Source organism: Streptomyces abyssalis (assembly GCF_001751365.1).
In the GTDB taxonomy this organism is placed as follows: Bacteria; Actinomycetota; Actinomycetes; order Streptomycetales; family Streptomycetaceae; genus Streptomyces; species Streptomyces abyssalis.
Genome location: NZ_LJGT01000041.1, coordinates 736,787 through 763,021, shown reverse-complemented (window position 1 = coordinate 763,021; position 26,235 = coordinate 736,787). Strand labels below are relative to the sequence as shown.

Sequence of the window (26,235 nt, the reverse complement as noted above, 5' to 3'; positions counted from 1 at the left end):
GCCGAAGCCGGCGTCCAACGTCACTTCTTGAGCGGACAGCTCCTCAACAGCTCCGCCTGCGACGCCCCTTCGGGCCTGGGCACCGTACGGCTGCGCGGCGGCTGCACGCCGTCGTCGAGCCAGCGCTCCAGTGAGGTGAAGGCAGAGCGGTGGCACGGTGTGAGCGGCCGGAGCCGGCCGGGGTAGGTGTCGGCGAGCGAGTCGACGTGGTTGCCGTCCTCGACGCGGTAGTAGCGGAAGAGCTCGCCGCGCCCCGAGTCGCGCACCATGCGGGCGTAGACGTCGGAGTCCTCACCGATCGGCAGCAGGGTGTCGAGGGTGCCGTGCAGAGTGATGAGCGGCTTGCCGATCCTGCCGGTCAGTCCGGTCTTCGCGACTGCACGGCGGACCTCCTCGGGACGGTCCTCGTACTCGTAGTCCGCGTCGCACGGCGGACCGTCCGGATCGCCGGGGGCGCAGAAGGGAGTGCCGGCCTCGGTGGCGCCGTCGAAGCCCGGATCCATCTCCTCGCGGTAGACGCGCTGGGTGAGGTCCCAGTAGTTCTTGTGGAAGTAGGGCCACAGGAATTCCGACCCCTTGGGGAATCCGGCCTTGTGCATCACCTTCCTGGCCTTCTCCCCCTCGGGCCCGCCGGCTGCGTACGCCGGGTAGTGGCGCAGCGCGGGCGGCAGGAAGGTCAGCAGTCCGGGCGGCTCGCCGCCGGCCCGCCACAGCGTGCCCTCCCAGTCGACGCCGCCGTCGTAGAGCTCCGGATGGTTCTCGAGCTGCCAGCGCACCAGGTAGCCGCCGTTGGACATGCCGGTGGCCAGAGTGCGCGAGGGCGGTTGCCGGTAGTGGTGGGCGACCGTCGCGCGGGCGGCACGGGTGAGCTGCGTGACGCGCTGGTTCCACTCGACGACCGCGTCGCCGGGTGTACGTCCGTCACGGTGGAACGCGGCTCCGGTGTTGCCCTTGTCGGTGGCGGCGAAGGCGTATCCGCGCTTCAGCGCCCAGTCGCCGATCGCACGGTCGTTGGCGTACTGCTCACGGTTGCCCGGTGCGCCGCTGACGACCAGGCCGCCGTTCCAGCGCGCGGGCAGCCGCAGCACGAACTGGGCGTCGTGGCCCCAGCCGTTGTTGGTGTTGGTGGCCGAGGTGTCCGGGAAGTAGCCGTCGATCTGAACGCCCGGCACTCCGCTCGGCGTCGGCAGCTTCTCAGGTGTCAGGCCCGCCCAGTCGGCGGGATCGGTGTGACCGGTCCCCACCGTGCCCGCCGTCGTCAACTCCTCCAGGCAGGCGGCCTTCTGGTGTTCGGCACCGGGCACGCGCGGCATGTCCGTACGGGCGCAGTGCCGCTCCGTGCCTGGTTGCTGCTGGGCCGCGGCACCGCCCGGCGTGGGGAACGAGAGCAGTGCCGCGGAGAGTGCGGCGACGGTGGCGAAGCGGATCGGGCGGGTCCCCGGAGCGGCCAGGGGGACGGTGCGTACGGCGGCCCGTGTGCTGGCGCGTTTCATCGGCGCGGCCTCCAAGGTGGGCTGTGTCCGCCCGGTCCGGCGTGGTGAGTGCCCGAAGGCTATGAGTCCCCGCCACCCCCACCCACGTGACGGACCGCCACCTTCCACGCTTTGCCGATGGTGCGCGGCCACACGTGTCACACGCCGGACACCGCTGCACCGCGGGCCTGTTGCCCGGCACAGGTCGGTCCGGTCAAGGCGGCCAGGTCGGCCGGCGGTGGCCGGATCAGCGGTAGGGCACCGACCGGATCCGCGGATCGTCGATGTTGCGCCGGTCGTACCCGTAGTGGCCGGTTTCGATGACCTCCGGCAGCCGCTTCCTCTTGATCGCGGCGACCGAGGCACGTACGACCTGCCGGCCGATGGCGCCGGGGTTCTGAGTGATCGCACCGCTGCGTGAAGCCGTCACGGCGGTCGATGCCCGAGCCCGCGGTCCGGCTGTGCACCACCAGCGCCACCTTGCCCTTGCCGCCGACCTCCCGGGCCATGTGCTGAGCTGCCTCCGCGGCGGCCGCCTTGTTGCCGGTGGCCGCGGTCGTCCGCCCGTTCCGCGCCCCTGCCGACCTGGGCGCGGAACGGGCCGGCTGGGCGGGCCGCGCTCGCAGCGGCGGCCGGCGCCGCCCGGCGCTAGACGGTCATCGGCGTCCGCTCCGGTGCGGCCTCGTGGGCGCGCGCCGTCACCTCGGTCTCGACCTCCCGGTGCAGGCGCTCGCACGTACGGCTGATGAGCCGCGAGACGTGCATCTGGGAGATCCCGAGCTGCTCGGCGATGCTGCTCTGCGTCATGTCGCAGAAGAACCGCAGGTAGAGGATGTAGCGCTCCCGCTCCGGCAGGTTGCGCAGCTGCGGCTTGACCGCCTCGCGGTAGGTGACGCGGTCGAACCCGGGCTCCGTCGCACCGAGGGTGTCGAGCAGCGAGTAGCCGTCCTCGTTCTTGGAGAGCTCGGCGTCCAGCGACAGGGCGCTGTAGCTCTCCAGCGCCTCCATGCCGATGACGACGTCCTCCTGGCTCAGGCCGCTGTGCTCGGCGATCTGCGCGACGGTCGGCGAGCGGTCATCGAGGGTGACGCCCAGTTCACGGCTGCTGGCCCGCACGCGGTTGCGCAGCTCCTGCACCCGGCGCGGCACGTGGAGATCCCACATGTAGTCGCGGAAGTGCCGCTTGATCTCTCCGACGATGGTCGGCACGGCGAAGCTCTCGAAGGCGCACCCGCGCGCCGGATCGTACCGGGCGACGGCCTTGACCAGCCCCAGCGCGGCGACCTGCTGCAGATCCTCCAGGTTCTCTCCGCGGTTGCGGAAGCGCTGGGCCAGGCGGTCCGCCATGGGCATCCAGGCCCGGACGACCTCCTGACGCAGCTCCTCCTTCTCCGGCCCGTCCGGCAGTGACGTGATGCGCTCGAAGTGGGCCGCGGTGTCGGGCGCATCGTCATGCGGGTGGCGTGCGTGCTTCGCACGGAAACGAACTGCTGACATGACCTGATGCCTCCCGGTGCGCGGTGAACTACGGGTAGCGCGTCACCGCGGGAGCCGACACAGCGATCAAGCGCGGCGGCGCCGACCGCCCTCCCGCAGCTGTGCCTACTGGCCGAAGCACAAGGTGCTCAAAGCACCCGAAGAGTAATTACACCGTTCATTACTCCCGATCCCCTTCAAACTACGTCGCGGCGGAGCCTTGTGCCACACGTACGCCGTGTTTCATCCGAGCGCCTCAGGTGACACACCAAGGCCCCGGGTGCACAGCGGCGCAACCGGGGCCCTCAGAGCCTCTCGTTCGGATCATGCAACCCGCGTCAGCGCGCGGAATCCGCCTCCGCTTCCTCGCGCTCACCCTCGGCGATGGCGTCGGCCACCTCGGCGGTCCGTTCCGCCTCCTCAGCGGCGAAGCGTTCCGCGTCGAGCTTCTCGGCGATCTCTTCGTCCTGCGCCATGAGCAGGTCCAGATTCTGGTCGCCCATCTCGAAGACGCCCATGTCGACGTACGCGCGCTGCAGCCGCTCCCCCCAGAGGCCGATGTCGCGCACGCAGGGCACGATCCGGCTGAAGAGCAGTTGCCGGAAGAGCTTGAGGAAGTCCGACTGCTCGCTGAATGTCTCGGCCTCCTCGCGCGGTACGCCGAAGTTCTCCAGCACCTCGACACCCTTGAGGCGGTCCCGCATCAGATAGCAGCCCTCGATGACGAAGTCCTCGCGCTCGCGCAGCTCCGCCTCCGTCAGCTGCTTGTAGTAGTCGCGCAGCGCCATGCGGCCGAAGGCGACGTGCCGGGCCTCGTCCTGCATGACGTACGCGAGGATCTGCTTGGGCAGCGGCTTGTTCGTGGTGTCGCGGATCATGCCGAAGGCGGCGAGCGCGAGCCCCTCGATCAGGACCTGCATCCCGAGGTACGGCATGTCCCACCGGGAGTCGCGGAGGGTGTCGCCGAGCAGGGACTGGAGGTTGTCGTTGATCGGGTAGACCATCCCGACCTTCTCGTGCAGGAAGCGCCCGTAGATCTCCGCGTGCCGGGCCTCGTCCATGGTCTGGGTCGCGGAGTAGAACTTCGCGTCCAGGTCGGGGACGGACTCCACGATGCGTGCCGCGCAGACCATCGCGCCCTGCTCCCCGTGGAGGAACTGGCTGAACTGCCAGGAGGCGTAGTGCTGCCGCAGGTCGGCACGCTCGGCCGCGTTCATCTTGTCCCAGTAGGACGTGCCGTAGAGGGACATGGCCTCGTCGGGGGTGCCGAGCGGGTCCTTCGGGTCGACTTCGAGATCCCAGTCGATGCGCCGCTGCCCGTCCCACTGCTTGTCCTTGCCCTTCTGGTAGAGGGCGAGGAGGCGGTCACGGCCGTCGTCGTAGTCCCAGCTGAAGCGGGCCGCTCCGGAGGCCGGCACCTCCCACCCGCCTGATCCCGGGTCGTGGACATAGAGGTCGTGCGTGGACATGGACGCCTCCTGATTCCGGGGTTCGGGGTCCCACGACCCCCCGCGGGGCCCTCTTCGGCAGGCTCACACGGCAGTTACCGGGCGGTCAACAAAGCCCGTGCAATGTGCGTCGCGGGGATTGACGCCCTTGCTGACAGGCAGTCTCATAAGAGTTGATGTCGACGTACCTTCGGTAACCCGCGAAGAGGTGCCCAGCATGACGATCACACCCGACACGGCCGCCGCCAAGGAGACCGCGAAGGAACCGCTCCGGGACGCTCTCGGACTGCTCAAGGACCGCGAGAAGACCGCGGAGCGCCTGCTGGAGTCGTCCAAGAAGCACTGGTTCGACCCGGACACGGAGCTGGACTGGGACGCGCCCTTCGAGGAGGGCAAGTGGTTCTGGCCGCCGGAGCTCGTCTCGCTCTACGACACCCCGCTGTGGAAGCGGATGCCGGAGGAGCAGCGCATGGACCTCGCCCGTCACGAGGCGGGCTCGCTCGCCTCGCTCGGCATCTGGTTCGAGGTCATCCTCATGCAGCTGCTGGTACGCCACATCTACGACAAGCCGCTGACCAGCAACCATGTGCGCTACGCCCTGACGGAGATCGAGGACGAGTGCCGGCACTCGAAGATGTTCGCCCGGCTGCTCACCAAGAGCGGCGTCCCCGAATACCGCGTCTCCCGGGTCCACCACAACCTCGCGCGGCTGCTGAAGACCGTCTCGACCACCCCCGGCTCGTTCACCGCCACGCTCCTCGGCGAGGAGATCCTCGACTGGATGCAGCGGCTGACCTTCCCCGACGAGCGGATCCAGCCGCTGGTCCGCGGCGTCACGCGCATTCACGTCGTCGAGGAGTCGCGGCACGTGCGGTACGCGCGCGAGGAGCTGCGCCGTCAGATGGTCGACTGCCCGCGCTGGGAGGCGGAGTTGACGCGGCTCAGTTCCGGTGAGGCCTCGCGCGTCTTCTCCATCTCCTTCGTCAACCCTGACGTCTACACGAACGTGGGCCTGGACAAGCGCGAGGCGATGGCCCAGGTCAAGGCGAGCGGCCACCGCCGTGAGGTGATGCAGACCGGAGCCCGCCGCCTCACGGACTTCCTGGACGAGATCGGCGTCATGCGCGGCATCGGCCGCAAGCTCTGGGTCAGCTCGGGCCTGCTCGCGAGGTAGCAGGCAGCACCGGCCCCCGGAGCCCGGAAGGGGCTGCCGGTTACGCTCATGGGATGAGCAGCAGCGGCACGGCCCCGGCGTATCGCAGGCTGAGCGTGGACGAACGGCGTACACAGCTGATCGGCGCCGCTCTCGGTCTCTTCGCCCACAACCCGCCCGAGGATGTCTCGCTCGACGACGTCGCAGCGACCGCCGGCGTGTCCCGTCCACTGGTCTACCGCTACTTTCCCGGCGGCAAGCAGCAGTTGTACGAGGCGGCGCTGCGCAGCGCCGCCGACGAGCTGGAGCAGTGCTTCGCCGAGGCACAGACCGGCCCGCTCACCCGGCGCCTCGTGCGTGCCCTGGAGCGCTACCTCGCGTTCGTCGACGAGCACGACGCCGGGTTCATGGCGCTGCTGCAGGGCGGCAGCGTCGTACAGACCTCCCGTACACACGCGATCGTCGACGAGGTACGGCGGGCCGCGGCCGACCAGATCCTCTTCCACCTCGGCTTCCAGCCCGAGTACGAGGCCGGCAGGCCGGACAGCAACGCCGGCAGGCCGGGCACGAAGGCCGGGCCGAGACTGCGCATGACGGTGAGCACCTGGATCACGGTGGTCGAGGCCGCGTCGCTGATGTGGCTGGACGAGGGCAAGCAGCCGCCGGTCGCCGAACTGCGCGACTGGCTGCTGGACCACTTCGTCGCCCTGCTCATGGCGTCCGCCACGAGGGACGCGGAGACGGCCCGCATCGTCAGGCACGCCCTGGACCTGGAGGAGAGCGACGGTCCGGTCGGCGAACTCGCGCGCCGGATGCTGCCGGTCGTCGGCGACAAGGGACATCTCCTCGAAGCCCGCGGCGACCTCTGACCCCGCTGCGATGATCCACCGACAACAACAACTTAAAGAAAGCTTGAAGAACACCTATCCTGGCTCCATGTCCACTCAACTCTCCTGGCAGGCCAAGGAAGCCACCGTCGGCGAGCTGGCCGAGCGCGCCGGAGTGGCCACGTCCGCGCTGCGCTATTACGAGCGCGAGGGCCTGATCCACAGCCGCCGCACCTCCGGCAACCAGCGCCGCTACAGCCGCGACACGCTGCGCCGGGTCGCCTTCATCCGCGCTTCCCAGCGTCTGGGCATGCCCCTCGCCGCGATCCGCGGGGCGCTCGCGCTGCTGCCCGAGGGCCGTACGCCCACCCGGGAGGACTGGGCGAAGGTCTCCGAGTGCTGGCGGGAGGACCTCAACCAGCGGATCAAGCTGATGTCGCAGCTTCGCGACCATCTCACCGAGTGCATCGGCTGCGGCTGTCTCTCCCTGGACCACTGCGCGCTGGCCAACCCCTACGACACGCTCGGCGAGCAGGGCCCGGGCGCGCGCTCACTCGCGGGCTCCCCTCCGGAGGAGTGCTGCTGATGCGCAGCGAGGAGAGCATCTTCGTGGGCGGGCCGCTCGACGGGCGTGTGCTGGAGGTGCTCACGGGAGCGAGCGGGCGCCCTCCGAAGACCTACGAGGTCCCGGTGCCCTCAGAGGACGAGGGCGTGCCCGACACCGTCCACGTCTACCGGCTGGAACCGGCCGGCTTCACCCGGCGCCTTGGCATCCCGCGCGGCTGGCGCTACGTGCACGAACCGGAGGGGCGACCGCGCGGAGGGCCCCGCTGGCCGTGGAGCGACGGCCGGCGGTAGCCGGCGGGAACCGGACGGGCCGAGCAGGCCGCCCGTCTTACGCCACCGGCCCTTCGCCCTCGCGCTGAACCTGGCCCGGCTTCTCCTCACGCCTCACCGCGGGGACCTGCGGAAGGCCCCTGGGGAGCCTCCGCCCATGCCGGAGCCACTGCGGGAGGTGAACCTGCCGCCGCTGGGGCACCCCGGCGCAGCCGGGGGAAACGACCCTCCCGGCCGGGGCGTTCGGCAGCCTGGCCGACCGCCTGCGGGGGCCGCTTCCGGCCGCTCGGCCGGCGAGGCTCTGGCACATCCGTGACGATTTCTGGGTCTCACGTGAAGTTTGCGAAGAACTGCGACGGTTCTGTTGGTGCCGTCCCCTTGTACACGCTGTGCGCCTAGGCTGCTCTGCGTGATCCAAGGGATGGCTGGCCTCGGCAGCACAGATCCCCAGCAGCTGGGCCCGTACCGCCTGCACGGCGTACTCGGCAACGGCCGCATGGGCACCGTCTATCTCGGGCGGGGGGCACCACAGCGCGGCGCACGCAAGCAACTCGTCGCTGTGCGCACCCTGAGACCCGAGCTGATCCGCGACCGGCCGCTGCGCGCGCGGCTGCGGCAGGAGATGCAGGCCGCCGCGACGAGTGTGCGCAGCCCGTACGTCGCTGACGCGGCCGGCTGCGAACTCGACAGCGCTCAGCCGTGGGCGGCCAACGCCTTCGTCCCCGGTGCCTCCCTGGAGCTGCTGGTCTCGAAGTACGGCCCGCTGCCCGAGTCCTCGGTGCGGGCCCTGGGCGGTGCGCTCTGCAAGTCGCTGATGGCTCTTCACGCGGCCCGGATAACCCACCGCGACCTGGGCCCCCACAACGTGCTGCTCGCCGCGGACACCCCGCGGGCCGTCGACTACGGCCTGGCGCTGGGACGCATGAGCGGACCGGCCACCGACGAACTGGCCGACGACGTCTTCGACCTGGGTGCGACGCTCGTCTACGCATGCAGCGCACACCAGCCCTTCGCCGGGAACATGCTCCCCATGGCACGCGAGGACCCCGACCTGACGGGCGTGCCCGACGCGCTCTGCCCCGCGCTCTTCGCGTGCCTGCACAAGACCCCGGAGTCCCGCCCCCCGCCCGACGTGCTCGCCAAGGCGCTCGACCTGGCCGACACCGCTGAACAGCCCGCCGCGGAATGGCTGCCCGAGGTCTACACACACGAGATCGAAGAGGTCGCGGACGGCGCCCGCCGCCTGTCCGGACGCCGCCTCTTCGGCAGGTGAGCAGCGCGTACAGCAGGGCAGACGGGCAGAACGAACCGGTCACCGCCGCCGCACGGGCGACGCCCGGGCACCCTTCGGGTGACGGGCACGGGCGCAGGGCCGGGCGACCCCGCCGGTAACACGCACCGCCGTGCACGATCGCTCCGGTAGCGAGTCAGATCGGAGGCGAGCCGGTGTCGCATCGTGCCCTGAGTGCATCACGCTCCGTCGCCGCCGGGACGGCGGCCGTCGTGGCAGCGGCAGCACTCGCCCTCCAGCCGCTTCCCGCCGCCGCGGACCCCGTCGGCAAGCCCGTCAGCGAACTGCTCCGCGATCTGCAGGTCATGTACGAGAAGACCGAGTCGGCCTCGGACGCGTACAACAAGACCGCCGGCAAGCTGGCACGGCAGCGCAAGCGCACCGAGACGGCGGAGAAGGCGCTCAGCTCCCTGCGTTCCGTCCTCGCCGAGGCACGCCGCGAGGCCGGGAGCCTCGCCCGGCAGCAGTACCGGCGCGGCGACGTCGGCCTCCCTCCGGTCGTGCAGCTGCTTCTCACCAGGGAGCCGCGGAACGCGATGGACGGTCTGCATCTGCTCACTCGTGCGTCCGACCACCAGGCCGTCACGGTGCGGCGGCTGGTAGCCGGTGAGAAGAGGCAGCGTCAGCTCACCGCGCGGGCACGCAAGGCGCTCGCACGGCAGCAGCGTCTCGCGGACCGGAAGGAGGAGCAGCGCGACACCGTACGTTCGCGGCTGCGCCAGGTCGAGCGCACACTGGCCTCGCTCTCCGACGAGCAGCTGAGCCGTCTGCGCACCATGGAGAACGCTCAGCAGACCAGCACCCAGCGCACGTTGATGTCCGCGCACGAACTGAACGGTTCGAAGGCGCTGCGCAAGCCGTCACGTACGGGCGCGCGGGCGGTGAGCTTCGCGCTGCGGCAGATCGGCAAGCCGTACCGGTTCGGCGCGAGGGGGCCCGGAGCGTACGACTGCTCGGGGCTCACCTCGAAGGCGTGGGCCCAGGCGGGGCGCTCCATTCCGCGTACGAGCCAGGGGCAGTGGAAGAAGCTGCGGCGCGTGCCGATGAACCAGCTGCGCCCCGGCGACCTCGTCGTGTACTACCGGAGCGCCTCGCACGTGGCGATGTACGCCGGGCAGGGCAAGGTCGTCCACGCGCCGTGGCCCGGTTCCGATGTGACGCTCTCCCCGGTCGGCGCCGTCCCCTCCGTACGGGGAGCGGTGCGGCCAGACGAGGGCAGGCCGCCGATGGAGGACTACCGGCTGCCGGGTCCGCTGCGCTGACGCCGCAACAGCACCCGAGGACCACTGACGGGTCCCCTTCCCCGTCCGTGACGGGCCGCCGCGCCGGGACCACCCGGGCGCGGCGGCCGGACCACGGGGCCCAGGCCGGACGGCCGAGCGGGGCGGCGGCCGGAGCCACAGCCGGCAGCGCTCGGCCGTCAGCCTCAGCCGCCGGCGACGCTGCCCAGGTACGCCTCGGTCTTCGCCGGGTCGTAGAAGAACTCCTCGAAGTCCGCCGGGTTGTTGAAGCCGTTGGCGAACCGGTCGGCCACCGGCTGGAGCTCACCGGCGGCGCCGATCAGGTTGAGGATGTGCTCGGGCGGCGGGGCCAGCATCGCGTTCGTCCACTTCGTGGTGTGCTGCACGTCGGCCCAGAAGCGGTCGAAGGTCTGCTGCATCCACTCCTCGTCGAAGGGCTTGTCGCCGCGTTCGAGGATGGACGCCAGGTAGGCCGCCGCACACTTGGACGCCGAGTTCGAACCCTGGCCCGTGATGGGGTCGTTGGCGACGACGACGTCCGCGACGCCGAGCACGCGGCCGCCGCCGGGCAGCCGCCCCACGGGCTTGCGCACGGTGGGGGCGTACCGCCCGGAGAGCGTGCCGCCCGCGTCCGTCAGCTCGACCTTCGTGGCCCGCGCGTATTCCCAGGGCGTGAACTCCTCCATGAGCTCAAGGGTCTTGGCGAGCTGCTCGTTCGGGTCCTTGATGCCCTGGAAGACATCGAGGGGGCCGCCCGGGATGCCTTCCCAGAAGAGGATGTCGCAGCGGCCGGTCGTCGTCAGGCAGGGCATGACGAAGAGTTCACCGACGCCGGGCACCAGGTTGCAGCGCACCGCTTCGGTGTCCGGGTGCTCGGGGCGCTGGCCGAGCCCGGTGACGTAGCTGACGGCGAGCGCGCGCTGCGGGGCGTCGTACGGTGAACGTTCCGCGTCCCGCTCGAACATCGAGACCAGTTCGCCCTTGCCGGCCGCGACGAGGACGAGGTCGTACTTCTTCGCGAAGAAGTCGAGGTCGGAGACGGCCGCACCGTGGATGACGAGCTGGCCGCCGCGCTGCGCGAAGGTCTCCATCCAGCCGGACATCTTCACACGCTGGTCGACCGACTGCGCGTAACCGTCCAGCATTCCCAGCCAGTTGATGGCGCGCTGGGTCTCGCCCGGGCCGTGCACGGACTCCGGGTCGGCGACGGAAACGCCCAGGCCCTCGACCTTCGGGGTCTGGCTCTCCCAGAAGTTGACCTCGATGTCGCGCTCGTTCTGCAGTGCCGTGTGGAACTGCATCTGCGTCGACATCACGCGGCCGCCGCGTATCTCGTCCGCCGTGCGGTTCGACATCACGGTGACCTCGTAGCCCTGCGCCTGCAGGCCCAGTGCAAGCTGCAGGCCCGCCTGACCGGCTCCGACAATGAGTATCTTCCGCATGGCGGTCTCTCTTCTCAGTACGTAGTGCAGTTCCGCGCCCGCGCGAATCAGGCGGGCGTGACGTCCAGGGCGTGACTGACCAGCGCGAGCAGGGACTTCAGGACCGTCGGCCGCTCCCGCGCATCCATGATCACAACAGGCACGTGCCGGGGGACGGACAGGGCTTCCCGCACGTCCTCGGCCTCGTACGCGGTGGTCCCCTCGAAGTGGTTCACCGCGACGACGTACGGATACCCGCAGCTCTCGAAATAGTCCAGAGCAGGGAAGCAGTCCTCGAGACGCCGGGTGTCCGCCATCACGACGGCGCCGATCGCGCCGCGCACGAGGTCGTCCCACATGAACCAGAAGCGCTGCTGGCCGGGCGTGCCGAACAGATAGAGCACCAGGTCCGATTCGAGCGTGATGCGCCCGAAGTCCATGGCCACGGTGGTCGTGGTCTTCTCGGGCGTGGAGGCGATGTCGTCGGTGGACTCGCTCGCCTGCGTCATCAACGCCTCGGTCGTCAGCGGCTCGATCTCGGAGACCGAACCGACGAGCGTCGTCTTGCCGACGCCGAAGCCGCCCGCGACCACGATCTTGGTGGATATGGGGGCCTGCGACAGGTCCTCCTGCCACTCCTTCACTCCGGGAGCCGTACCGCCCGCAGCCCGCACTTCATCCACGACCGGCTCAGAGCCTGCGAAGTCCACCCAGCACCCTTTCCAACAGCGCACGGTCGGGACGGTCGCTGCCGTGCCCGGTGCCGTGAACGCGCACCCTTCCTTGATCGGCGAGGTCGCTCAGCAGAACCCGTACCACGCCGAGAGGCATCTTCAACAGTGCCGCGATCTCCGCCACCGACCGCATGCGGCGGCAGAGTTCGACAATCGCCCGCATCTCCGGCATCACCCGGTCCCGCAGGCCGCCCGAGGTCAACTCCGGGCGCTCCTCGGGGGCTTCGATCGCGGCCACGATCGTCTCCACCAGCAGCACGTGGCCGAAGCGCGTGCGGCCTCCGGTGAGGGTGTACGGGCGGACTCTCTTGGACTTTCCGCTCTCGCCACGGCGTACGGGCAAAGGAGGCGGGGAGGAAGGGGAGGAAGCAGCAGGTGTCACTGGTCCAGCTCCATCGACGAGCGCAGTTCGGTGCGGAGTTCGGGGGTGAGGACATGGCCGGCACGGCCCACGAAGAGCGCCATGTGGTAGGCGATGACGCTCATGTCACAGTCCGGCGTGGCGTGCACACCGAGCAGGGAACCGTCGCTGATGGCCATCACGAAGAGCGAGCCCTCTTCCATTGCGACGACCGTCTGCCGGATCTCCCCGCCGTCCATCAGCTTCGCGGCTCCGACGGTGAGCGAACCGAGACCGGAGACGATGGTCGCCAGGTCGGCGCTCGTGCCCTTGGGGCCGCGGCTTCTGGTCGCACGGACGGCCGGGCGGCCCTCTTCGCCGAATGGCCGCGGGCCGGAGCTCCCGGGCCCGGTGTCACCGTCACCGTCCGTGCCGGAGGCGCCGGCGGCGGCTGCGGCCTCCTGCTGCCGGTCGGAGGACAGCAGCAGCAGTCCGTCGGACGAGACGACGGCGACGGACAGGATGCCCGGCACCTCGTCGACGAGGTTCTCCAACAGCCAGCGCAGATTGCGGGCTTGAGTGCTGCCAGTCGTGCGCGTGGTGGGCGCGTTCACCTGTGGGCCTCCTCGGCGGTACCACCTTCGGACTGCGCCCCCCGTTGATCAGTCGCATTCTCTTCAGCGCCGGTCTCGGCCGCCGCGTCACGGCGGCCGTGTGCGGCTCCCCGCTGGAACCCGCCCAGCCGGCGGCGCATCTCCTCGGCGTTCGCACCCTGCTTGCGCGGCTGGGCGCGGTCGCTCTGCGCCTCCACATGGTGCGGGGTCCGCTTCGGCAGGCCCTTGTCGGTGATCCTCGGCTGTTCCGGGACGGCCGGCTCCGGGGAGGACCCCGGCTCCGGGCCGGCCTCACGGTCCGGCCCGGAAGCGGGGCCGGGAACGGTCGCGGGAGTGGTCTCAGGCGCGGTCCCGTGAGTGGTCCCCGGGGCCCCGGTGCCGGGTGCGGGCTCGGCGTCGGTCTCGGGGGCGTCGGGCCCAGGGTCGTGCCCCGCCCGGGTGCCGGTCTCGCCCGGCGCCAGCCCGTGCTCCTCGGAGGGCGCGCCCGCGTCCCGTACCGCCTGCTCCGCCGCGGTGACGAGCGGGTCCCCCGTGCGGCGGGCGGGCAGCGCGTTGGAGTTGGCCTCCGCGACCGAGCCCGGGAAGGCCGACGCCGGAGGAGCGGGAAGGCGGCCTGCCGCCCCCTCGCCGGAGGCGGCGCCCACAGGGGCGGGCCGTACGGGCAGCAGCGCGCTCGGCACCGCCACGACGGCCGCTATGCCGCCGCCCTGCCGACGTTCGCGCAGCTGTACGCGGAGGCCGTGCCGGGACGCGAGCCGGGCGACGACGTACAGCCCCATGCCGAGCCCAGCCTCCGGGCTGCGGTCACCGGTCTGCGCGTGTGCGGCCTCCATCTCCGGGGGCTCCTGCCCTTCGGGCACGCTGAGCCTCGCGTTGAGCGCCGCGAGTCTTCTGCTGGTGACGCCGATGCCTTCGTCCTCGACGGAGAGCATCACCTCTCCGCTCTCCAGCAGCCAGCCGGAGAGCTGCACCTGGGCATCGGGAGGGGAGAAGGTGGCAGCGTTGTCGAGCAGTTCGGAGACGAGGTGGCTCAGGTCGTCGGCGGCATGCCCGGAGACCTGCACGTGCGGCGGCAACTGGCCCAGCGCCACGCGCTCGTAGCGCTCTATCTCACTGATCGCGGCGCGCAGCACGTCCAGCAGCGGTACGGGGCCGGAGTGGTTCGCGGTGACGTGTTCGGCCCCGGCGAGCAGCAGCAGGTTCTCGCTGTAGCGGCGCATCCGGGTGGCGAGGTGGTCGAGCTTGAAGAGCGTGCTGAGCCGGGAGGGATCGCTCTCCCGCTCCTCCAGGTCCTCGATGACGCCGAGCTGCCGCTCCACCAGGCCCAGGGTGCGCAGCGCGAGATTGACGAAAGTGCCGTGCACGGCGCCCGACAGGGCGTCGAGGCGGTCCTTCAGGGCGGCGTACTCGCCGCGCACACGGTCGCGTTCGGCGGTGAGGGTGTCCTTGTGGCGGACCAGGTAGTTGTTGTCGGCCTCGGCCTCGGCGGCACGCTCGTGCGCCTCGACGAGCGCCTCGCGGAGGGTGTTCAGCGAGCGCACGACCTCGGCGAACTCGTCGTTCCTGCCGTTGAAGACGACCGGGGCCTCACCGACCGGGTTCCCCGCCAGCCGGCGGGAGCCGCGCTTGAGCACGGACAGCGGTCGGGCCATGGAGCGCGCCGTCTGCACGCTGATGCCCGCCGCGAGCAGCAGGCAGACCCCGACCAGGGCGATGCGCCACTCCAGCGTGGTGACGTCGTCGTCCCGCAGCTGCTCCAGATGCTTCAACTCCTCGGCAGCGAAGGACGACTGGACCCCGCGCATGCTGTCGATGCGGGCCGAGAGGGTCGCATCGATGCGGTCGTGGTTCATGCCACGGTCCCGCGCGTCCAGGTACGGCTGGTCGGTCAGCCGCGCCAGATAGCGCTCGGCCACGGCGACGTCCGCTCCGGTGACCGTCTCGGTGAAGGTCTCGCGGGCCGGACCGTCCGCGCCGTCGCCGAAGTCCGCCAGCGCGGCCTGCTCACGTACGTCCGCGCGCTGAGCCTCGGCCGTCAGGGCGCGCTGGGACCCCCCGGCGGCGAGAGCGCCGCGCAGCAGGCCGCGTACCGCCGACGCCTGCTCGACGGCCCTGCCGAGATCGGGCAGCGTGTGTGCCGCACCCGAGCCGCCGGAGGCGTCCGTGGCGCGGGCGGGCAGGGAGCGTGCGACCTCGGCGCCGACGTCCTGGAGGGTCTTGATGGTGGCGGTGTACGCCTCGTGCATCTCCAGGGCACTGCCGTCGCCGGCCTGAGCCTCCTGGCGGATGCGGGGCAGCTTGCCGAGGGATTCCCGTACGGACGCCGGCGCCGTCTCCCGGATCTCGCTGATCTGCCGGTCGACGCGGGCGCGTTGCTCCTCGGTGACGCCGGCGCCGTCACGGCTGGTGCGGCCCGCGGCGACGTACTCGACCATGCCGTCGCGCTCGTCGGCGAGTGCGTGGCCGAGGGCGATGGCCCGCTTGTCGAGCTCGGCCCGCTCCACCAGCTCCTGGGACTCGGTGAGATCGCCGTACGCGCCCAGCACCGCGGGTGTGCCGGCTCCGAGGACGGCGACGGAACACAGCGCCACGGAGGCGAGCAGCCGGTTCCGCACCCGCGCGCGGCGGGGGGCGGGCTCCTGTGCCGGGCCGCCCTGCGCCGTCGCCCGGCTTCCGGGCCTGGTCAGCAGTCCGCCCGGTCCGCCCGGTTTCCGCAGTAGCTTCGTCCGCACCCGTGCTCGCAATCTCGTCGGGGCCTGCCCCGGAGCGGCGGCCCCGGGTGGCGCAGTCCAACCTTGTGTCGCAGGAGCGGACTTCGTCCAGTGTCGTCCTTGCTGATCCCCTTGGACGCCATCCGACCCTTCCAGCACGGATGACTGGCGATGTGACGATCTCCTGCTGGGCCACCCGAAGGAGTGAACCGCAATCGGGAGTCGGCGAACAACTCCGCTTGCGCACGCCAACCACCCTGTGCCGGGCACCGGTTGGAGATCCCCTCAAGAGCTGGCAGGATGCGCGCTCGCATACTTGCGGACGCACTTATTCCGGTCAACTCCGGTCCTGCCGCGACGCCTGACCTGGCGAACTCCACCGGACGCCCGGCTCTTGACACGTCTTGCCGGTCCCCTCCGCCGGAGCGGCCCGAAGGCAGACTGAAGGCCATGCGCATCGACATGACCGGCGAGCCCGGAGATCCCCGGCACCCCAACGAGGACTACGCCTCGGCGGCTCTCCCCTCCTCCGGAGAGGGGGGCGCACTGGTGGTGCTGGACGGGGTGACGCCGCCACGGGACGGCACCGGATGCGTACACGGAGTGCCCTGGTTCACCGCGCGTCTTGGCGGCGCGCTCCTCGAACTCGCCACCGCACAGCGGGATCTGACCCTCGGTTCGTGCCTGTCGGAGGCCATTTCCCGTACCGCTGCCGCACATTGTTCAACCTGTGACCTTTCTCACAGCCGTACGCCGCAGGCGACCGTCGTCGCCGCCCGCTGGGACGAGGAACGCGTCGAGCATCTGGTCCTGTCGGACTCGGTGCTGCTCCTGGAACACCCGGACGGCCCGGTGACGCCCGTACTCGACTCCCGGCTCGGCGAACTGCCCCCGCACATCCGCGCGTTGCGCAGCCGTGTGCGCGCACTGCCCGAGGGCGGCGCCGGGCGGCGCGCCGCCCGCGCGGAGTACGTCCGCGCCGTCGAGGCGCTGCGCAACAACCCCGACGGCACCGGCTTCTACACGGCTGCCGCCGACCCGGCCGTCGCCCGGCACGCGGTCACGGGGACGACGCCGCGCTCGGAGGTGAGCGCCCTGCTGGCGCTCAGCGACGGCGCCTCGCGCTGGAGCGAGATGTTCCGGCTCGGGGACTGGGCGGCGCTGCTCGCCCTCGTACGGAAGGAGGGCACCGGCTCGCTCGTCGCCCGCGTACGTGAGGCCGAGCGAGCCGATCCGCACGGCACTGCGCATCCGCGGGGCAAGGCGCACGACGACGCCTCGGCAGTCTTCGCCGAACTCGGCCCGCAGGCGCCCGCCGGGGAAGCCTCGGACGGCTGACCGGTCGCGAAGCTCGCCGCCGGCTCGGTCAACTCCCCACGTCCGACATGGAGTTGAGCTGGTGCATCAGCCGGGCCAGCTCCGCGACCTCGGCCGGGTCCCAGGTGGCGAGCTTGCGCATGTACTCACCCCGCCGGGCCTCGCGCACCGACCTGAAGCTGTCGCGGCCCCGCGGTGTGAGATGCACCAGCTGTGCGCGCCCGTCGACGGGGTCCGGGGCACGGAAGATCAGCCCGAGGTTCTCCAGCACCCGCAGCTGGCGGCTGATGGTCGCCTTGCCGACGCCGAAGTACGTGGCGAGGTCGGTGGCCCGTTGCGGACCGCCCTCGTCCAGACGCATGAAGAGCCCGTACGCGGCGGGCTCCAGCTCGGGGTGCACCTCTCGGGCCATCTCCCCCGAGAAGGCTCGCGCCCGGCGCATGAAGACCGTCAACTCCCGTTCGAGATCCAGCAGTTCGGGTGCCTGCTGCCGCATGGACTCGTCCACTGTGCGCCCTTCTCCTCCGTCGCCCCGCGCGTCTCTTCCGTCATTCGCGCGGAAACTTCCCGTAGCGGACGGCGATCGTCGCAGTTCCAGCGGGATTTCGCAGGTATGGACCACCGGCGGAGAGCTGTCCGTCTTCCCCGCCTATGTCTACGCGCGTACGGTTGAAGATGTGACATGCCCACACCAGAGGGGCATGTATCAACTACCCCCACGTTCATGCCCCACCGCACCGTTCCCCGCGCCAATCCCGACTCCCCACCCCACGCACGGTTTCGGAGGCAGCGATGCCAGGTCACGGATCCGGTACGACCCGCCGCGGACGAGGAATCCTCTCCGCGGCGGGGTTGTTCATCTCCGCTCTCGCTCTGATCGTCACCGCACCCGGTACGGCGAGCGCGGCTCCCCAGGACACGAACCCCGTCAAGCCCGGCGAGGCCTCCATGGGCGTCGGCGTACGCATGCACGAGGGCGGCGACACCACGGACGGCAGCCGGCCGGAGACGCTGGCCGCGTCCGTCCACGGTGTCGACGTGAGCAGCCATCAGGGCAACGTCCCGTGGTCGACCCTGTGGAACAGCGGCGTCAAGTGGGCCTACGTGAAGGCGACGGAAGGCACCTCGTACACGAACCCCTACTTCACGCAGCAGTACAACGGCTCGTACAACATCGGGATGATCCGCGGCGCCTACCACTTCGCGCTGCCGGACAACTCCAGCGGAGCCGCGCAGGCGAACTACTTCGCGGACCACGGGGGCGGCTGGAGCAAGGACGGCAAGACGCTCCCCGGCGTGCTCGACATCGAGTACAACCCGTACGGATCGACCTGTTACGGCAAGAGCCAGAGCGCCATGGTCAGCTGGATCAGGGACTTCACCAGCACCTACAAGGCACGCACCGGGCGGGACGCCGTGATCTACACGACCACGGACTGGTGGACGCAGTGCACGGGCAACAACGGCGGCTTCGGCAGCACCAACCCGCTGTGGATCGCCCGGTACGCGTCATCGCCCGGCACGCTCCCCAACGGGTGGGGCTTCCACACCTTCTGGCAGTACACCTCCACCGGGCCGACCGTGGGGGACCACAACCTGTTCAACGGTTCGATGGACCGTCTGAAGGCACTCGCCAACGGATGACGGGCGACGGCCCGCGTACGGCGGCCTGACACCCGTACACCCGTGCCGCGCCGGCGGCGGAGCGTGACCGGCGCGGCGTTCCCAGCCGGGAGGGGGTGCCCGGTGGCGGCTCTCGCGGGCCGCCACCGGGAGCTCCCGCCCGCTGTCGCCGGCTAGTCCCTGCCCGGCTTCGCCGGCTTCGTCGTGGTCGGCGCCGAGCCGACGGCGTCGCAGCCGGGGACGCTGTTGGGCGGCGCGCAGTTGGTGGGATGGTTCTTGAAGACCGTGCTCCGGATGAGGTTCACGTCGAACGGCGTCGGCTGCTTGGTGGAGTTGCCGTCGTTCTTCTTCTGCGTCACGGCGCCGTTCGTACCGATGAACAGGCTGAAGCGAGTCCCCGGGTTCGCGATGCCGCCGCCGCTGGTGGGGCCGCCGTTCGCGGTGTTGTGGCTGACGGTGCTCCTGTAGAGCGTCGTCGGCTCGTCCGCGCCCGTCTGGATTCCGCCGCCGTCGGTCTGCGCGATGTTGCCCCTGACCTTGGTGAAGTCCGCCCGCAGGGGCCCGGTCTCGGAATTGATGGCCAGCGTCATGATGCCGCCCCCGTTGTCGCTGGAGGTGTTGCCGCCGACCGAGACGTGGTCCAGCTTGGTGTCGCCGGCGTTCGCGAGGCCGCCTCCCCAGATCTGGCCCACGTTGTCGCGGATGCCGCCGCCGCTCATCCTCATCGTCCCGTTCGTGGCCACTCCGGCGCCGAAACCGCCTCTGTTGTCCCGGACCGTGGAGTCCTTCAGGGTGAGCGTTCCCAGCTGATTCCAGATACCGCCGCCGACGCTGCCCTGGTTGTTGCTGACCGTCACGTTCTTCAGCGTGAGCTTGCCGCGGTCGTTGAAGAAACCTCCGCCATGGCCTGAGGCCGCGGTGGTCTGACCGCCGCGGACGGTGACCGACTCCACGCTGAGGCTGCCGCCCTCCCTCACGTGGAAGATGCGGTAGGGCTGCGATGACCCGGTACCGCGCTGAATGTAGGTGTCCTTCCCGGAGATCCGCACCTTTCCGGTGATCTCCGGCAGGCCGTCGTCCGCGTTGTCCGGCTGCGAGAGGTTGTAGACGCAGCGAGGGGCGAGGACGATGCTGCTGCCGGCGGTGTTCGCCTCGTTGATGGCCGCCCTCAGTGCGGCGATGTCGTTGCAGGGCACGCGAGTAGGCGCCTGCGCCTGCGCCGCTCCCGCGGGAAGGAGAGTGAGGCACAGTCCGAGGCCGGTGACGGCGGTGACGGTTACGCGTCTGAGCTTGTCAGTCATGCGGCTTCCCTTGCGTGTGGGGTGGGCAGGGAGTGTGGAAGGTCCTGGTGACGCCGCCCGTGACCGCCGAGCAGCCCGGGCGCCGCCGGACCAGCAGTCCAAGACCTATCCGACCGCCGAAGCCGCCGCATGAGCCGCTCTGCCGTTCGGCGCAGCCGCCTCGGAGCGAAGCCGCAGCCTCAGCTGCCGCCCGGCCTGGTGGCGACGCCCGGAAGTCGCCGGACGGCTTCGCCCTGAGCGCCGCGGATCACCGTTCGGACATCTGTCCGATGTCCGCTTCCGCCGCATGCTCAGCTCTGCCGTACGGCGCCGCCGGGCCGGCTACGCCACACGCACCGCCGCGCCGGCGACGGACGCCGGCGCGGCGGCGGACCGGGAGCGGCTGTGCCGGGACGGCCTCAGGCCGCCACCGGGAGCTCCCGCTCGTCGCTGCCTCCGAGGCAGCCGGACCCGGCCGGTGTCAGGGCCAGTTCGAGCACCTGCCGGATGTCGGAGAGCGGACGGACGTCGAGCTTGTCCAGCACCTCTTCCGGCACGTCGTCCAGGTCGGGCTCGTTCCGCTTGGGGATGACGACCGTCGTGACACCGGCCCGGTGCGCCGCGAGCAGCTTCTGCTTCACGCCGCCGATGGGCAGCACCCGCCCGGTCAGCGAGACCTCGCCCGTCATCGCCACGTCCGTACGCACCTGACGTCCGCTCAGCAGCGACGCCAGCGCCGTGGTCATGGTGACGCCGGCGCTCGGGCCGTCCTTGGGCACGGCGCCCGCGGGTACGTGCAGGTGGATGCCGCGGTCCTTCAGATCGGCCACCGGCAGCTCCAGCTCCGCACCGCGCGAACGCAGGTACGACAGGGCGATGTGCGCGGACTCCTTCATCACGTCACCCAGCTGCCCGGTGAGGGTCAGCCCGGAGCCGCCGGTCTCGGGGTCGGCGAGCGACGCCTCGACGAAGAGCACGTCGCCGCCCGCGCCCGTCACCGCGAGCCCCGTCGCCACACCGGGCACGGCGGTACGCCGCTCCGCCGGGTCCTGGGCGGACTCGGGGGTGTGATGCGGCCGCCCGATCAGGGCGCGCAGCTCGTCCGGACCGACGGTGACGGGGAGTTCGCGCTCCCCCAGCTCGTGCTGGGCCGCCACCTTGCGCAGCACGCGGGCGACCGAGCGCTCCAGGTTCCGCACGCCCGCCTCCCGCGTGTATTCGCCGGCCAGCTTGCGCAGCGCGCCGTCCTCCAGCCGGACCTCGCCGGCTTCGAGGCCGGAGCGCTCCAGCTGGCGGGGCAGGAGGTGGTCGCGGGCGATGGTGACCTTCTCGTCCTCCGTGTAGCCGTCGAGCTGGACGACCTCCATACGGTCCAGCAGCGCGTCCGGGATCGCCTCCATGACGTTGGCGGTCGCGAGGAAGACCACGTCGGACAGGTCGAGTTCGACCTCCAGGTAGTGGTCGCGGAACGTGTGGTTCTGCGCCGGGTCCAGGACCTCGAGCAGCGCCGACGAAGGGTCGCCGCGGAAGTCGGCACCGAGCTTGTCCACCTCGTCCAGCAGCACGACCGGGTTCATCGAGCCGGCCTCCTTCACGGCGCGCACGATGCGGCCGGGCAGTGCTCCGACGTACGTACGCCGGTGACCGCGGATCTCCGCCTCGTCGCGGACGCCGCCGAGCGCGACGCGGACGAACTTGCGGCCCATCGCGCGGGCGACGGACTCGCCGAGCGAGGTCTTGCCGACACCGGGCGGGCCCGTCAGCGCCAGGACGGCACCTCCGCGGCGGCCGCCGACCACGCCGAGGCCGCGCTCGTCGCGCCGCTTGCGCACCGCGAGGTACTCGGTGATGCGCTCCTTCACGTCCTGCAGTCCCGCGTGGTCCGCGTCCAGGACGGCCTGGGCGCCGGCGATGTCGTAGGCGTCCTCGGTCCGTTCGTTCCAGGGCAGTTCCAGGACGGTGTCGAGCCAGGTGCGGATCCAGCCGCCCTCGGGCGACTGGTCGGAGGCGCGCTCCAGCTTCTCCAGCTCCTTCAGCGCCGCCTTGTGCACGTGCTCCGGCAGCGCCGCGGCCTCGACGCGGGCGCGGTAGTCCTCGCCCTCGTCTTCCGGGTCGCCGTTCAGCTCGGCGAGTTCCTTGCGTACGGCGTCGAGCTGGCGGCGGAGCAGGAACTCGCGCTGCTGCTTGTCGACGCCCTCCTGGACGTCCTTCGCGATCGACTCGGCCACGTCCTGCTCGGCGAGGTGCTCCCGCAGCGATCCGAGGGCGAGGCGCAGCCGCTCGACGGGGTCGAGGGTCCGCAGCAGGGCGATCTTCTGCTCCGCGGACAGGAACGGGGAGTAGCCCGCGTTGTCCGCGAGGCGGCCGGGGTCGTCGATCTGCTGGAGCCGGTCCACGACCTGCCAGGCGCCGCGCTTGCGGAGCCAGTCGGCGGCCAGTGCCTTGTACTCGGTCATCAGCTCGGCGGCGTCCCCGGTGTCCGCGGCTCCGCCGGTGTCCCCGGGACGGCCGGCGTCCCCGGCTCCTTCGTCGTCCGCGGCGCCTTCACCTCCGCCGTCCTCGGCGACGAGCGTCCCCTCCACCCACAGGGCGGCGCCGGGACCGCTCGTACCGGAGCCGACGCGCACGCGCCGCCGGCCGCGGATGAGGGCACCCGGGTCTCCGTCGGCGAGGCGGCCGACCTGTTCGACGCGGCCGAGCACGCCGATGTCCGTGTAACTCCCCCCGATCCGCGGCACCAGCAGCACCTGCGGCTTCTCTCCCGAGGCGACGGCGGCCTGCGCGGCCTCGACCGCCGCCCGGACCTCACTGTCCGACAGGTCCAGCGGCACCACCATTCCCGGGAGCACGACCTCGTCGTCGAGGGGCAGCACGGGCAGGGTGAGCGGTGTGGACGTCGCAGCCATGATCTCTCCCTAGGCAGGCAAGTTGAGCTATGCCCACTCAATGCACGGAGGGCCGCGGATGTTCCGCCGAATCCGCGCTGTTCGCCAGGAGCGATCGACCCGCTCCGGGCCCCGGGCCCGGCCGGAGGAGCGGGCGGCACCGGAGGGCCCGCCACCGGACGCGGAGGCGCCCGCGTCTGCCGCGGGATCTCCCTCTCGGCAAGGCGCTCCGCTCCGCGAATGTTCCCCGCGCCCGTACGGCGGTCCGGCGCCGCCGGGCTACGCCGCGGGACGACTCACGGCCGGCGGCATAGAGAAGGGAAGGGGGTGGAGAAGCGAGGTGGAGTAACCGACCGCCCGTCCTGCCAACGTCCCGGAAGGCACCCCGGGGGGCCCGCACCTGCCGGGCTCCCACCGCGGCGCGAGAGGATGGGCCCATGTCCCTGCCCGCAGACGCCGAGGCCCCCGTCGTGGTGGACCGCCGTGCCGGACCGCACGGCGAGGTCGTGCTGCGGCAGCACGGCCCCTTGCTGCAGATCATCGCCAACGGCACCTTCCTCATGGACACCTCCGACGGCACTTCCGAGCGCCTGCTCGTACGGGCGGCCCTGGAGGAGCTGCGCCGCGGGCGGCGCCACCGGGAAGCGCACCGTGCGGCGCCGCGGCTGCTGATCGGCGGCCTCGGCGTCGGCTTCTCGCTCGCCGAAGCCGCCGCGGAGCCTGAGTGGGGGCGCATCACGGTGGTCGAGCGCGAGGAGGCGGTCATCCACTGGCACCGGGAGGGCGGACCGCTCTCCGGACTCTCCGCCGAGGCGCTGCGCGATCCGCGTACGGAGATCGTGCACGCGGACCTCACGCGGTACCTGCGGGACTGCGAGCTGTTCGACGCGCTCTGCCTCGACATCGACAACGGCCCGGAATGGACAGTCACCGAGGACAACGCCACCCTCTACTCCCCAGCCGGGCTCGCTGCCTGCGGCGCCCGGCTGGCGCCCGGCGGCGTGCTCGCCGTCTGGTCGGCGCAGGCCTCCCCGACATTCGGGGATGCATTGCGGAATGCCGGATTCCAAGGGGTTCGGACGGAAGAGATCCCCGTCGCCCGAGGCGTCCCCGACGTGGTCCACTTCGCAACCAAACCGGCATAGCCGCAGCCGACACAAGCCCCTTACGCTGCTGCAAGCACGCACACAAACAAGCCACGGGGCCATGCAGGGGCGGGGTCGAATGGACCAGAAGAACATCACACCGGCACAAAGCAGCAACGCGTCCGCGTCGACCACCCCCGGCGCGCAGCGCAGAATCCTGGTCGTCGAGGACGATCCCACCATCGTCGACGCCATTGCGATGCGGCTGCGGGCCGAGGGTTTCCAGGTGCAGACGGCGGGCGACGGACCCGCCGCCGTGGACACGGCCGAGGCGTGGCAGCCCGATCTGATCGTCCTCGACGTGATGCTGCCGGGCTTCGACGGGCTGGAGGTCTGCCGGAGGGTGCAGTCCCAGCGTCCGGTGCCCGTGCTGATGCTCACGGCGCGGGACGACGAGACGGACATGCTGGTCGGGCTCGGTGTCGGCGCGGACGACTACATGACGAAGCCGTTCTCCATGCGCGAGGTCGCCGCGCGGGTGCACGTACTGCTGCGCCGCGTCGAGCGTGCCACGCTCGCCGCGCACACACCGCGCAGCGGCATACTCCGCCTCGGCGAGCTGGAGATCGATCACTCGCAGCGCCGGGTCCGGGTCACCGGTGAGGACGTCCACCTCACGCCCACCGAGTTCGACCTGCTCGTGTGCCTCGCACACTCGCCGCGTGCCGTGCTCTCGCGCGAGCAGCTGCTCGCCGAGGTGTGGGACTGGGCGGACGCCTCCGGTACGCGCACGGTCGACAGCCACATCAAGGCCCTGCGCCGCAAGATCGGCGCGGAGCGCATCCGTACGGTGCACGGCGTGGGCTACGCACTCGAGACGCCCTCGTCGGGCTCCAACTCGGCGAACGCGTCGTCCGGCGCGGAAGGCGGCGGCCATCCGGCGTCGGCCGCGGACGGCTCCTGACGGGCGGCGTCGCGACGTGGCAGAGGTGCCTGACACCACCCCGGCGAGCCGGGCGGTCCGCCTTCCGCGCTCGGTCCGCGTCACCGGCAGGTTCCTGGGGCGCGCGGCGCGTGCCCTGGGGCGCCTGAACCAGCGCCTGCGCCGACGCTGGGAACCCGTATGGGTGGGATGGATCGACCGGCTCTGGGAGGGGCTGCGGCCGCTCGACCCGTACCGCTCGGTGAAGGCGGCGCTGGGCGCGCTGGTGATCGTCTCAGTGGTGATCACCACTCTGCTCGCGCTCTTCGCGGTCAACTCCGCGACCGAGCTGCGCGTGATCACCATCATCTCGATCATCGCCTCGCTGCTGATCACCCAGTTCGTGGCGCAGTCGCTCACGGCACCGCTGGACGAGATGACGGACGCGGCCAGAGCCATGGCCGACGGTGACTACTCACGGCGCGTACGCGGCGACCGCCGGGACGAGTTCGGCGAGCTCGCCGAGACCTTCAACCAGATGGCAGCGGACCTGGAGCTCGTCGACCAGCACCGCAAGGAGCTCGTCGCCAACGTCTCGCACGAGCTGCGCACCCCGATCGCGGCGCTGCGGGCCGTGCTGGAGAACGTCGTGGACGGCGTCTCGGACTCCGACCCCGAGACGATGCGCATCGCACTCCAGCAGACGGACCGGCTGGGCAGGCTCGTGGAGCACCTGCTGGACCTCTCCCGCCTGGACAACGGTGTCGTGCCGCTGCGCGCACGCCGCTTCGAGGTGTGGCCGTACCTGGCGGGGGTGCTCAAGGAAGCCAACATGAGCAAGGGACAGGGGCACTCCCGTACGGACGTCCATCTGCATCTGGACGTCTCCCCGCCCGAACTGACGGCCTACGCGGACGCCGAGCGGCTGCACCAGGTCGTCGCCAACCTCATCGACAACGCGGTCAAGCACAGCCCTCCGCACGGCCGCGTCACGGTGCGTGCGCGCCCGGGCGCGACGGAGGAGAGCCTCGAGGTGGAGGTGCTCGACGAGGGGCCCGGCATCCCCGAGTCGGAACGCGCACACGTCTTCGAGCGCTTCAACCGTACGAAGGCCGCCGAGACGTCCTCGCAGCGCGGTTCGGGACCGGGCGGCGGCGACGGCGGTACGGGGCTGGGCCTGGCGATCGCGCGCTGGGCGGTGGATCTGCACGGCGGCTGGATCAGGGTCGCGGAGTCGCCCCGGGGCTGCCGGATCCAGGTCACCCTTCCGGGTGTGAACGAGATGCAGGGCTGACGCACGACGCAAGGCCGATGCTGCGCGGCGCCGGGCGGGAACGCCCGGCGAAACGCCTGACGAAAGGCCCCGGAGGTGTAGGACGCGGAATCGGCGCCGCCAGTTCCACCCTGCGGCGAACCTTGGTTGTTTCCCGCCACTTCATGCGCCGAAACCGGACTCTTGATGTGACTTGCGTGACGACAACCGGGGCTGGACTGCAAGTCAGGCGGGGAGAGGCGTAGCCTTTGTTCCCGCTGTCCACCACCTAAGGAACGCGGAAGA

At 71.0% G+C, this 26,235-nt stretch carries 23 protein-coding genes; 11 read left to right on the top strand and 12 right to left on the bottom strand.

Translation table 11 applies throughout. The annotated features are described in order from the left end of the window. Positions 1-20: 20 nt before the first annotated feature. The 4 genes from AN215_RS24245 to AN215_RS24230 all read right to left on the bottom strand — a co-directional run bounded on the left by AN215_RS24245 (position 21) and on the right by AN215_RS24230 (position 4,417). Complete coding sequence (locus AN215_RS24245; RefSeq protein ID WP_079123365.1) at positions 21-1,493, bottom strand: 3-hydroxybutyrate oligomer hydrolase family protein; 1,473 nt, start codon at positions 1,491-1,493, stop codon at positions 21-23. A 226-nt stretch (positions 1,494-1,719) separates the two neighbouring features. Further along, positions 1,720-1,902 (bottom strand): hypothetical protein, encoded by a 183-nt coding sequence (locus tag AN215_RS24240; RefSeq protein WP_070011005.1) that lies wholly within the window; start codon positions 1,900-1,902, stop codon positions 1,720-1,722. A 218-nt stretch (positions 1,903-2,120) separates the two neighbouring features. Then, entirely contained in the window at positions 2,121-2,969 is an 849-nt protein-coding gene (locus tag AN215_RS24235; protein WP_070011006.1) for a SigB/SigF/SigG family RNA polymerase sigma factor, read from the bottom strand. A 317-nt stretch (positions 2,970-3,286) separates the two neighbouring features. After that, positions 3,287-4,417: a ferritin-like domain-containing protein gene (locus AN215_RS24230; protein WP_070011007.1), complete on the bottom strand. Its 1,131-nt coding sequence runs from the start codon at positions 4,415-4,417 to the stop codon at positions 3,287-3,289. A gap of 196 nt (positions 4,418-4,613) precedes the next feature. On the opposite strand from AN215_RS24230, the gene AN215_RS24225 reads away from it, so the two are divergent. From AN215_RS24225 to AN215_RS24195, 6 genes are all read left to right on the top strand, one after another. Further along, on the top strand, positions 4,614-5,570 hold the full coding sequence (locus AN215_RS24225; protein ID WP_070011008.1) for an AurF N-oxygenase family protein: 957 nt from the start codon (positions 4,614-4,616) through the stop codon (positions 5,568-5,570). A gap of 53 nt (positions 5,571-5,623) precedes the next feature. Next, entirely contained in the window at positions 5,624-6,418 is a 795-nt protein-coding gene (locus tag AN215_RS24220; RefSeq protein WP_070011009.1) for a TetR/AcrR family transcriptional regulator, read from the top strand. A gap of 67 nt (positions 6,419-6,485) precedes the next feature. Continuing rightward, positions 6,486-6,962, top strand: coding sequence for a redox-sensitive transcriptional activator SoxR (soxR, locus tag AN215_RS24215; protein WP_070011010.1), 477 nt, complete (start codon positions 6,486-6,488; stop codon positions 6,960-6,962). After that, a complete protein-coding gene (locus AN215_RS24210; protein ID WP_070011397.1) occupies positions 6,962-7,234 on the top strand; it encodes a hypothetical protein in 273 nt (90 codons plus the stop codon). Before soxR ends, AN215_RS24210 begins: the two co-directional genes overlap by 1 nt. Positions 7,235-7,622: 388 nt before the next feature. After that, positions 7,623-8,486: a protein kinase domain-containing protein gene (locus tag AN215_RS24200; protein WP_139140778.1), complete on the top strand. Its 864-nt coding sequence runs from the start codon at positions 7,623-7,625 to the stop codon at positions 8,484-8,486. Between the two features lie 230 nt (positions 8,487-8,716). Continuing rightward, a complete protein-coding gene (locus AN215_RS24195) occupies positions 8,717-9,766 on the top strand; it encodes a C40 family peptidase (protein WP_245694685.1) in 1,050 nt (349 codons plus the stop codon). Between the two features lie 164 nt (positions 9,767-9,930). On the opposite strand, the gene AN215_RS24190 is transcribed toward AN215_RS24195, so the two are convergent. From AN215_RS24190 to AN215_RS24170, 5 genes are read right to left on the bottom strand one after another with little or no spacing between them, the layout of a single operon-like run. After that, the gene (locus AN215_RS24190) at positions 9,931-11,187 is read right to left on the bottom strand and encodes a styrene monooxygenase/indole monooxygenase family protein (RefSeq protein ID WP_070011012.1); all 1,257 of its coding nucleotides are present in this window, start codon (positions 11,185-11,187) and stop codon (positions 9,931-9,933) included. Positions 11,188-11,234: 47 nt separating this feature from the next. Beyond that, positions 11,235-11,876, bottom strand: coding sequence for a GTP-binding protein (locus tag AN215_RS24185; protein ID WP_079123364.1), 642 nt, complete (start codon positions 11,874-11,876; stop codon positions 11,235-11,237). After that, positions 11,857-12,282, bottom strand: coding sequence for a DUF742 domain-containing protein (locus AN215_RS24180; RefSeq protein WP_070036683.1), 426 nt, complete (start codon positions 12,280-12,282; stop codon positions 11,857-11,859). The genes AN215_RS24185 and AN215_RS24180 overlap by 20 nt, the downstream gene beginning before the upstream one ends. Continuing rightward, entirely contained in the window at positions 12,279-12,854 is a 576-nt protein-coding gene (locus AN215_RS24175; RefSeq protein WP_070011014.1) for a roadblock/LC7 domain-containing protein, read from the bottom strand. Before AN215_RS24175 ends, AN215_RS24180 begins: the two co-directional genes overlap by 4 nt. After that, positions 12,851-15,586 carry a sensor histidine kinase gene (locus tag AN215_RS24170; protein WP_079123363.1) on the bottom strand — a complete coding sequence of 912 codons (2,736 nt, stop codon included), beginning with the start codon at positions 15,584-15,586 and terminating at the stop codon, positions 12,851-12,853. The genes AN215_RS24175 and AN215_RS24170 overlap by 4 nt, the downstream gene beginning before the upstream one ends. Before the next feature lie 429 nt (positions 15,587-16,015). On the opposite strand from AN215_RS24170, the gene AN215_RS24165 reads away from it, so the two are divergent. After that, positions 16,016-16,903: a protein phosphatase 2C domain-containing protein gene (locus AN215_RS24165; RefSeq protein ID WP_070011015.1), complete on the top strand. Its 888-nt coding sequence runs from the start codon at positions 16,016-16,018 to the stop codon at positions 16,901-16,903. A gap of 28 nt (positions 16,904-16,931) precedes the next feature. Here the strand turns inward: AN215_RS24165 and AN215_RS24160 are convergent, their stop codons facing one another. Further along, positions 16,932-17,378, bottom strand: coding sequence for a MarR family winged helix-turn-helix transcriptional regulator (locus AN215_RS24160; protein WP_070011401.1), 447 nt, complete (start codon positions 17,376-17,378; stop codon positions 16,932-16,934). 296 nt (positions 17,379-17,674) lie between these two features. Here AN215_RS24160 and AN215_RS24155 point away from each other — a divergent pair, with 296 nt between their 5' ends. Further along, positions 17,675-18,526, top strand: a complete 852-nt coding sequence (locus AN215_RS24155; protein WP_070011016.1) for a lysozyme — start codon at positions 17,675-17,677, stop codon at positions 18,524-18,526. A gap of 152 nt (positions 18,527-18,678) precedes the next feature. Here AN215_RS24155 and AN215_RS24150 read toward each other — a convergent pair whose 3' ends face one another. Next, complete coding sequence (locus tag AN215_RS24150; protein WP_070011017.1) at positions 18,679-19,806, bottom strand: hypothetical protein; 1,128 nt, start codon at positions 19,804-19,806, stop codon at positions 18,679-18,681. Positions 19,807-20,204: 398 nt separating this feature from the next. Beyond that, a complete protein-coding gene (lon, locus tag AN215_RS24145; RefSeq protein ID WP_070011018.1) occupies positions 20,205-22,691 on the bottom strand; it encodes an endopeptidase La in 2,487 nt (828 codons plus the stop codon). 416 nt (positions 22,692-23,107) lie between these two features. Between lon and AN215_RS24140 the strand changes: the two genes are divergently transcribed. From AN215_RS24140 to AN215_RS24130, 3 genes are all read left to right on the top strand, one after another. Next, positions 23,108-23,815, top strand: coding sequence for a spermidine synthase family protein (locus tag AN215_RS24140; protein ID WP_171904266.1), 708 nt, complete (start codon positions 23,108-23,110; stop codon positions 23,813-23,815). Positions 23,816-23,894: 79 nt separating this feature from the next. Then, on the top strand, positions 23,895-24,719 hold the full coding sequence (locus AN215_RS24135) for a response regulator transcription factor (protein WP_245694683.1): 825 nt from the start codon (positions 23,895-23,897) through the stop codon (positions 24,717-24,719). Between the two features lie 136 nt (positions 24,720-24,855). Further along, positions 24,856-25,971, top strand: coding sequence for a HAMP domain-containing sensor histidine kinase (locus tag AN215_RS24130; protein WP_070011403.1), 1,116 nt, complete (start codon positions 24,856-24,858; stop codon positions 25,969-25,971). The last annotated feature ends 264 nt before the right edge of the window (positions 25,972-26,235 follow it).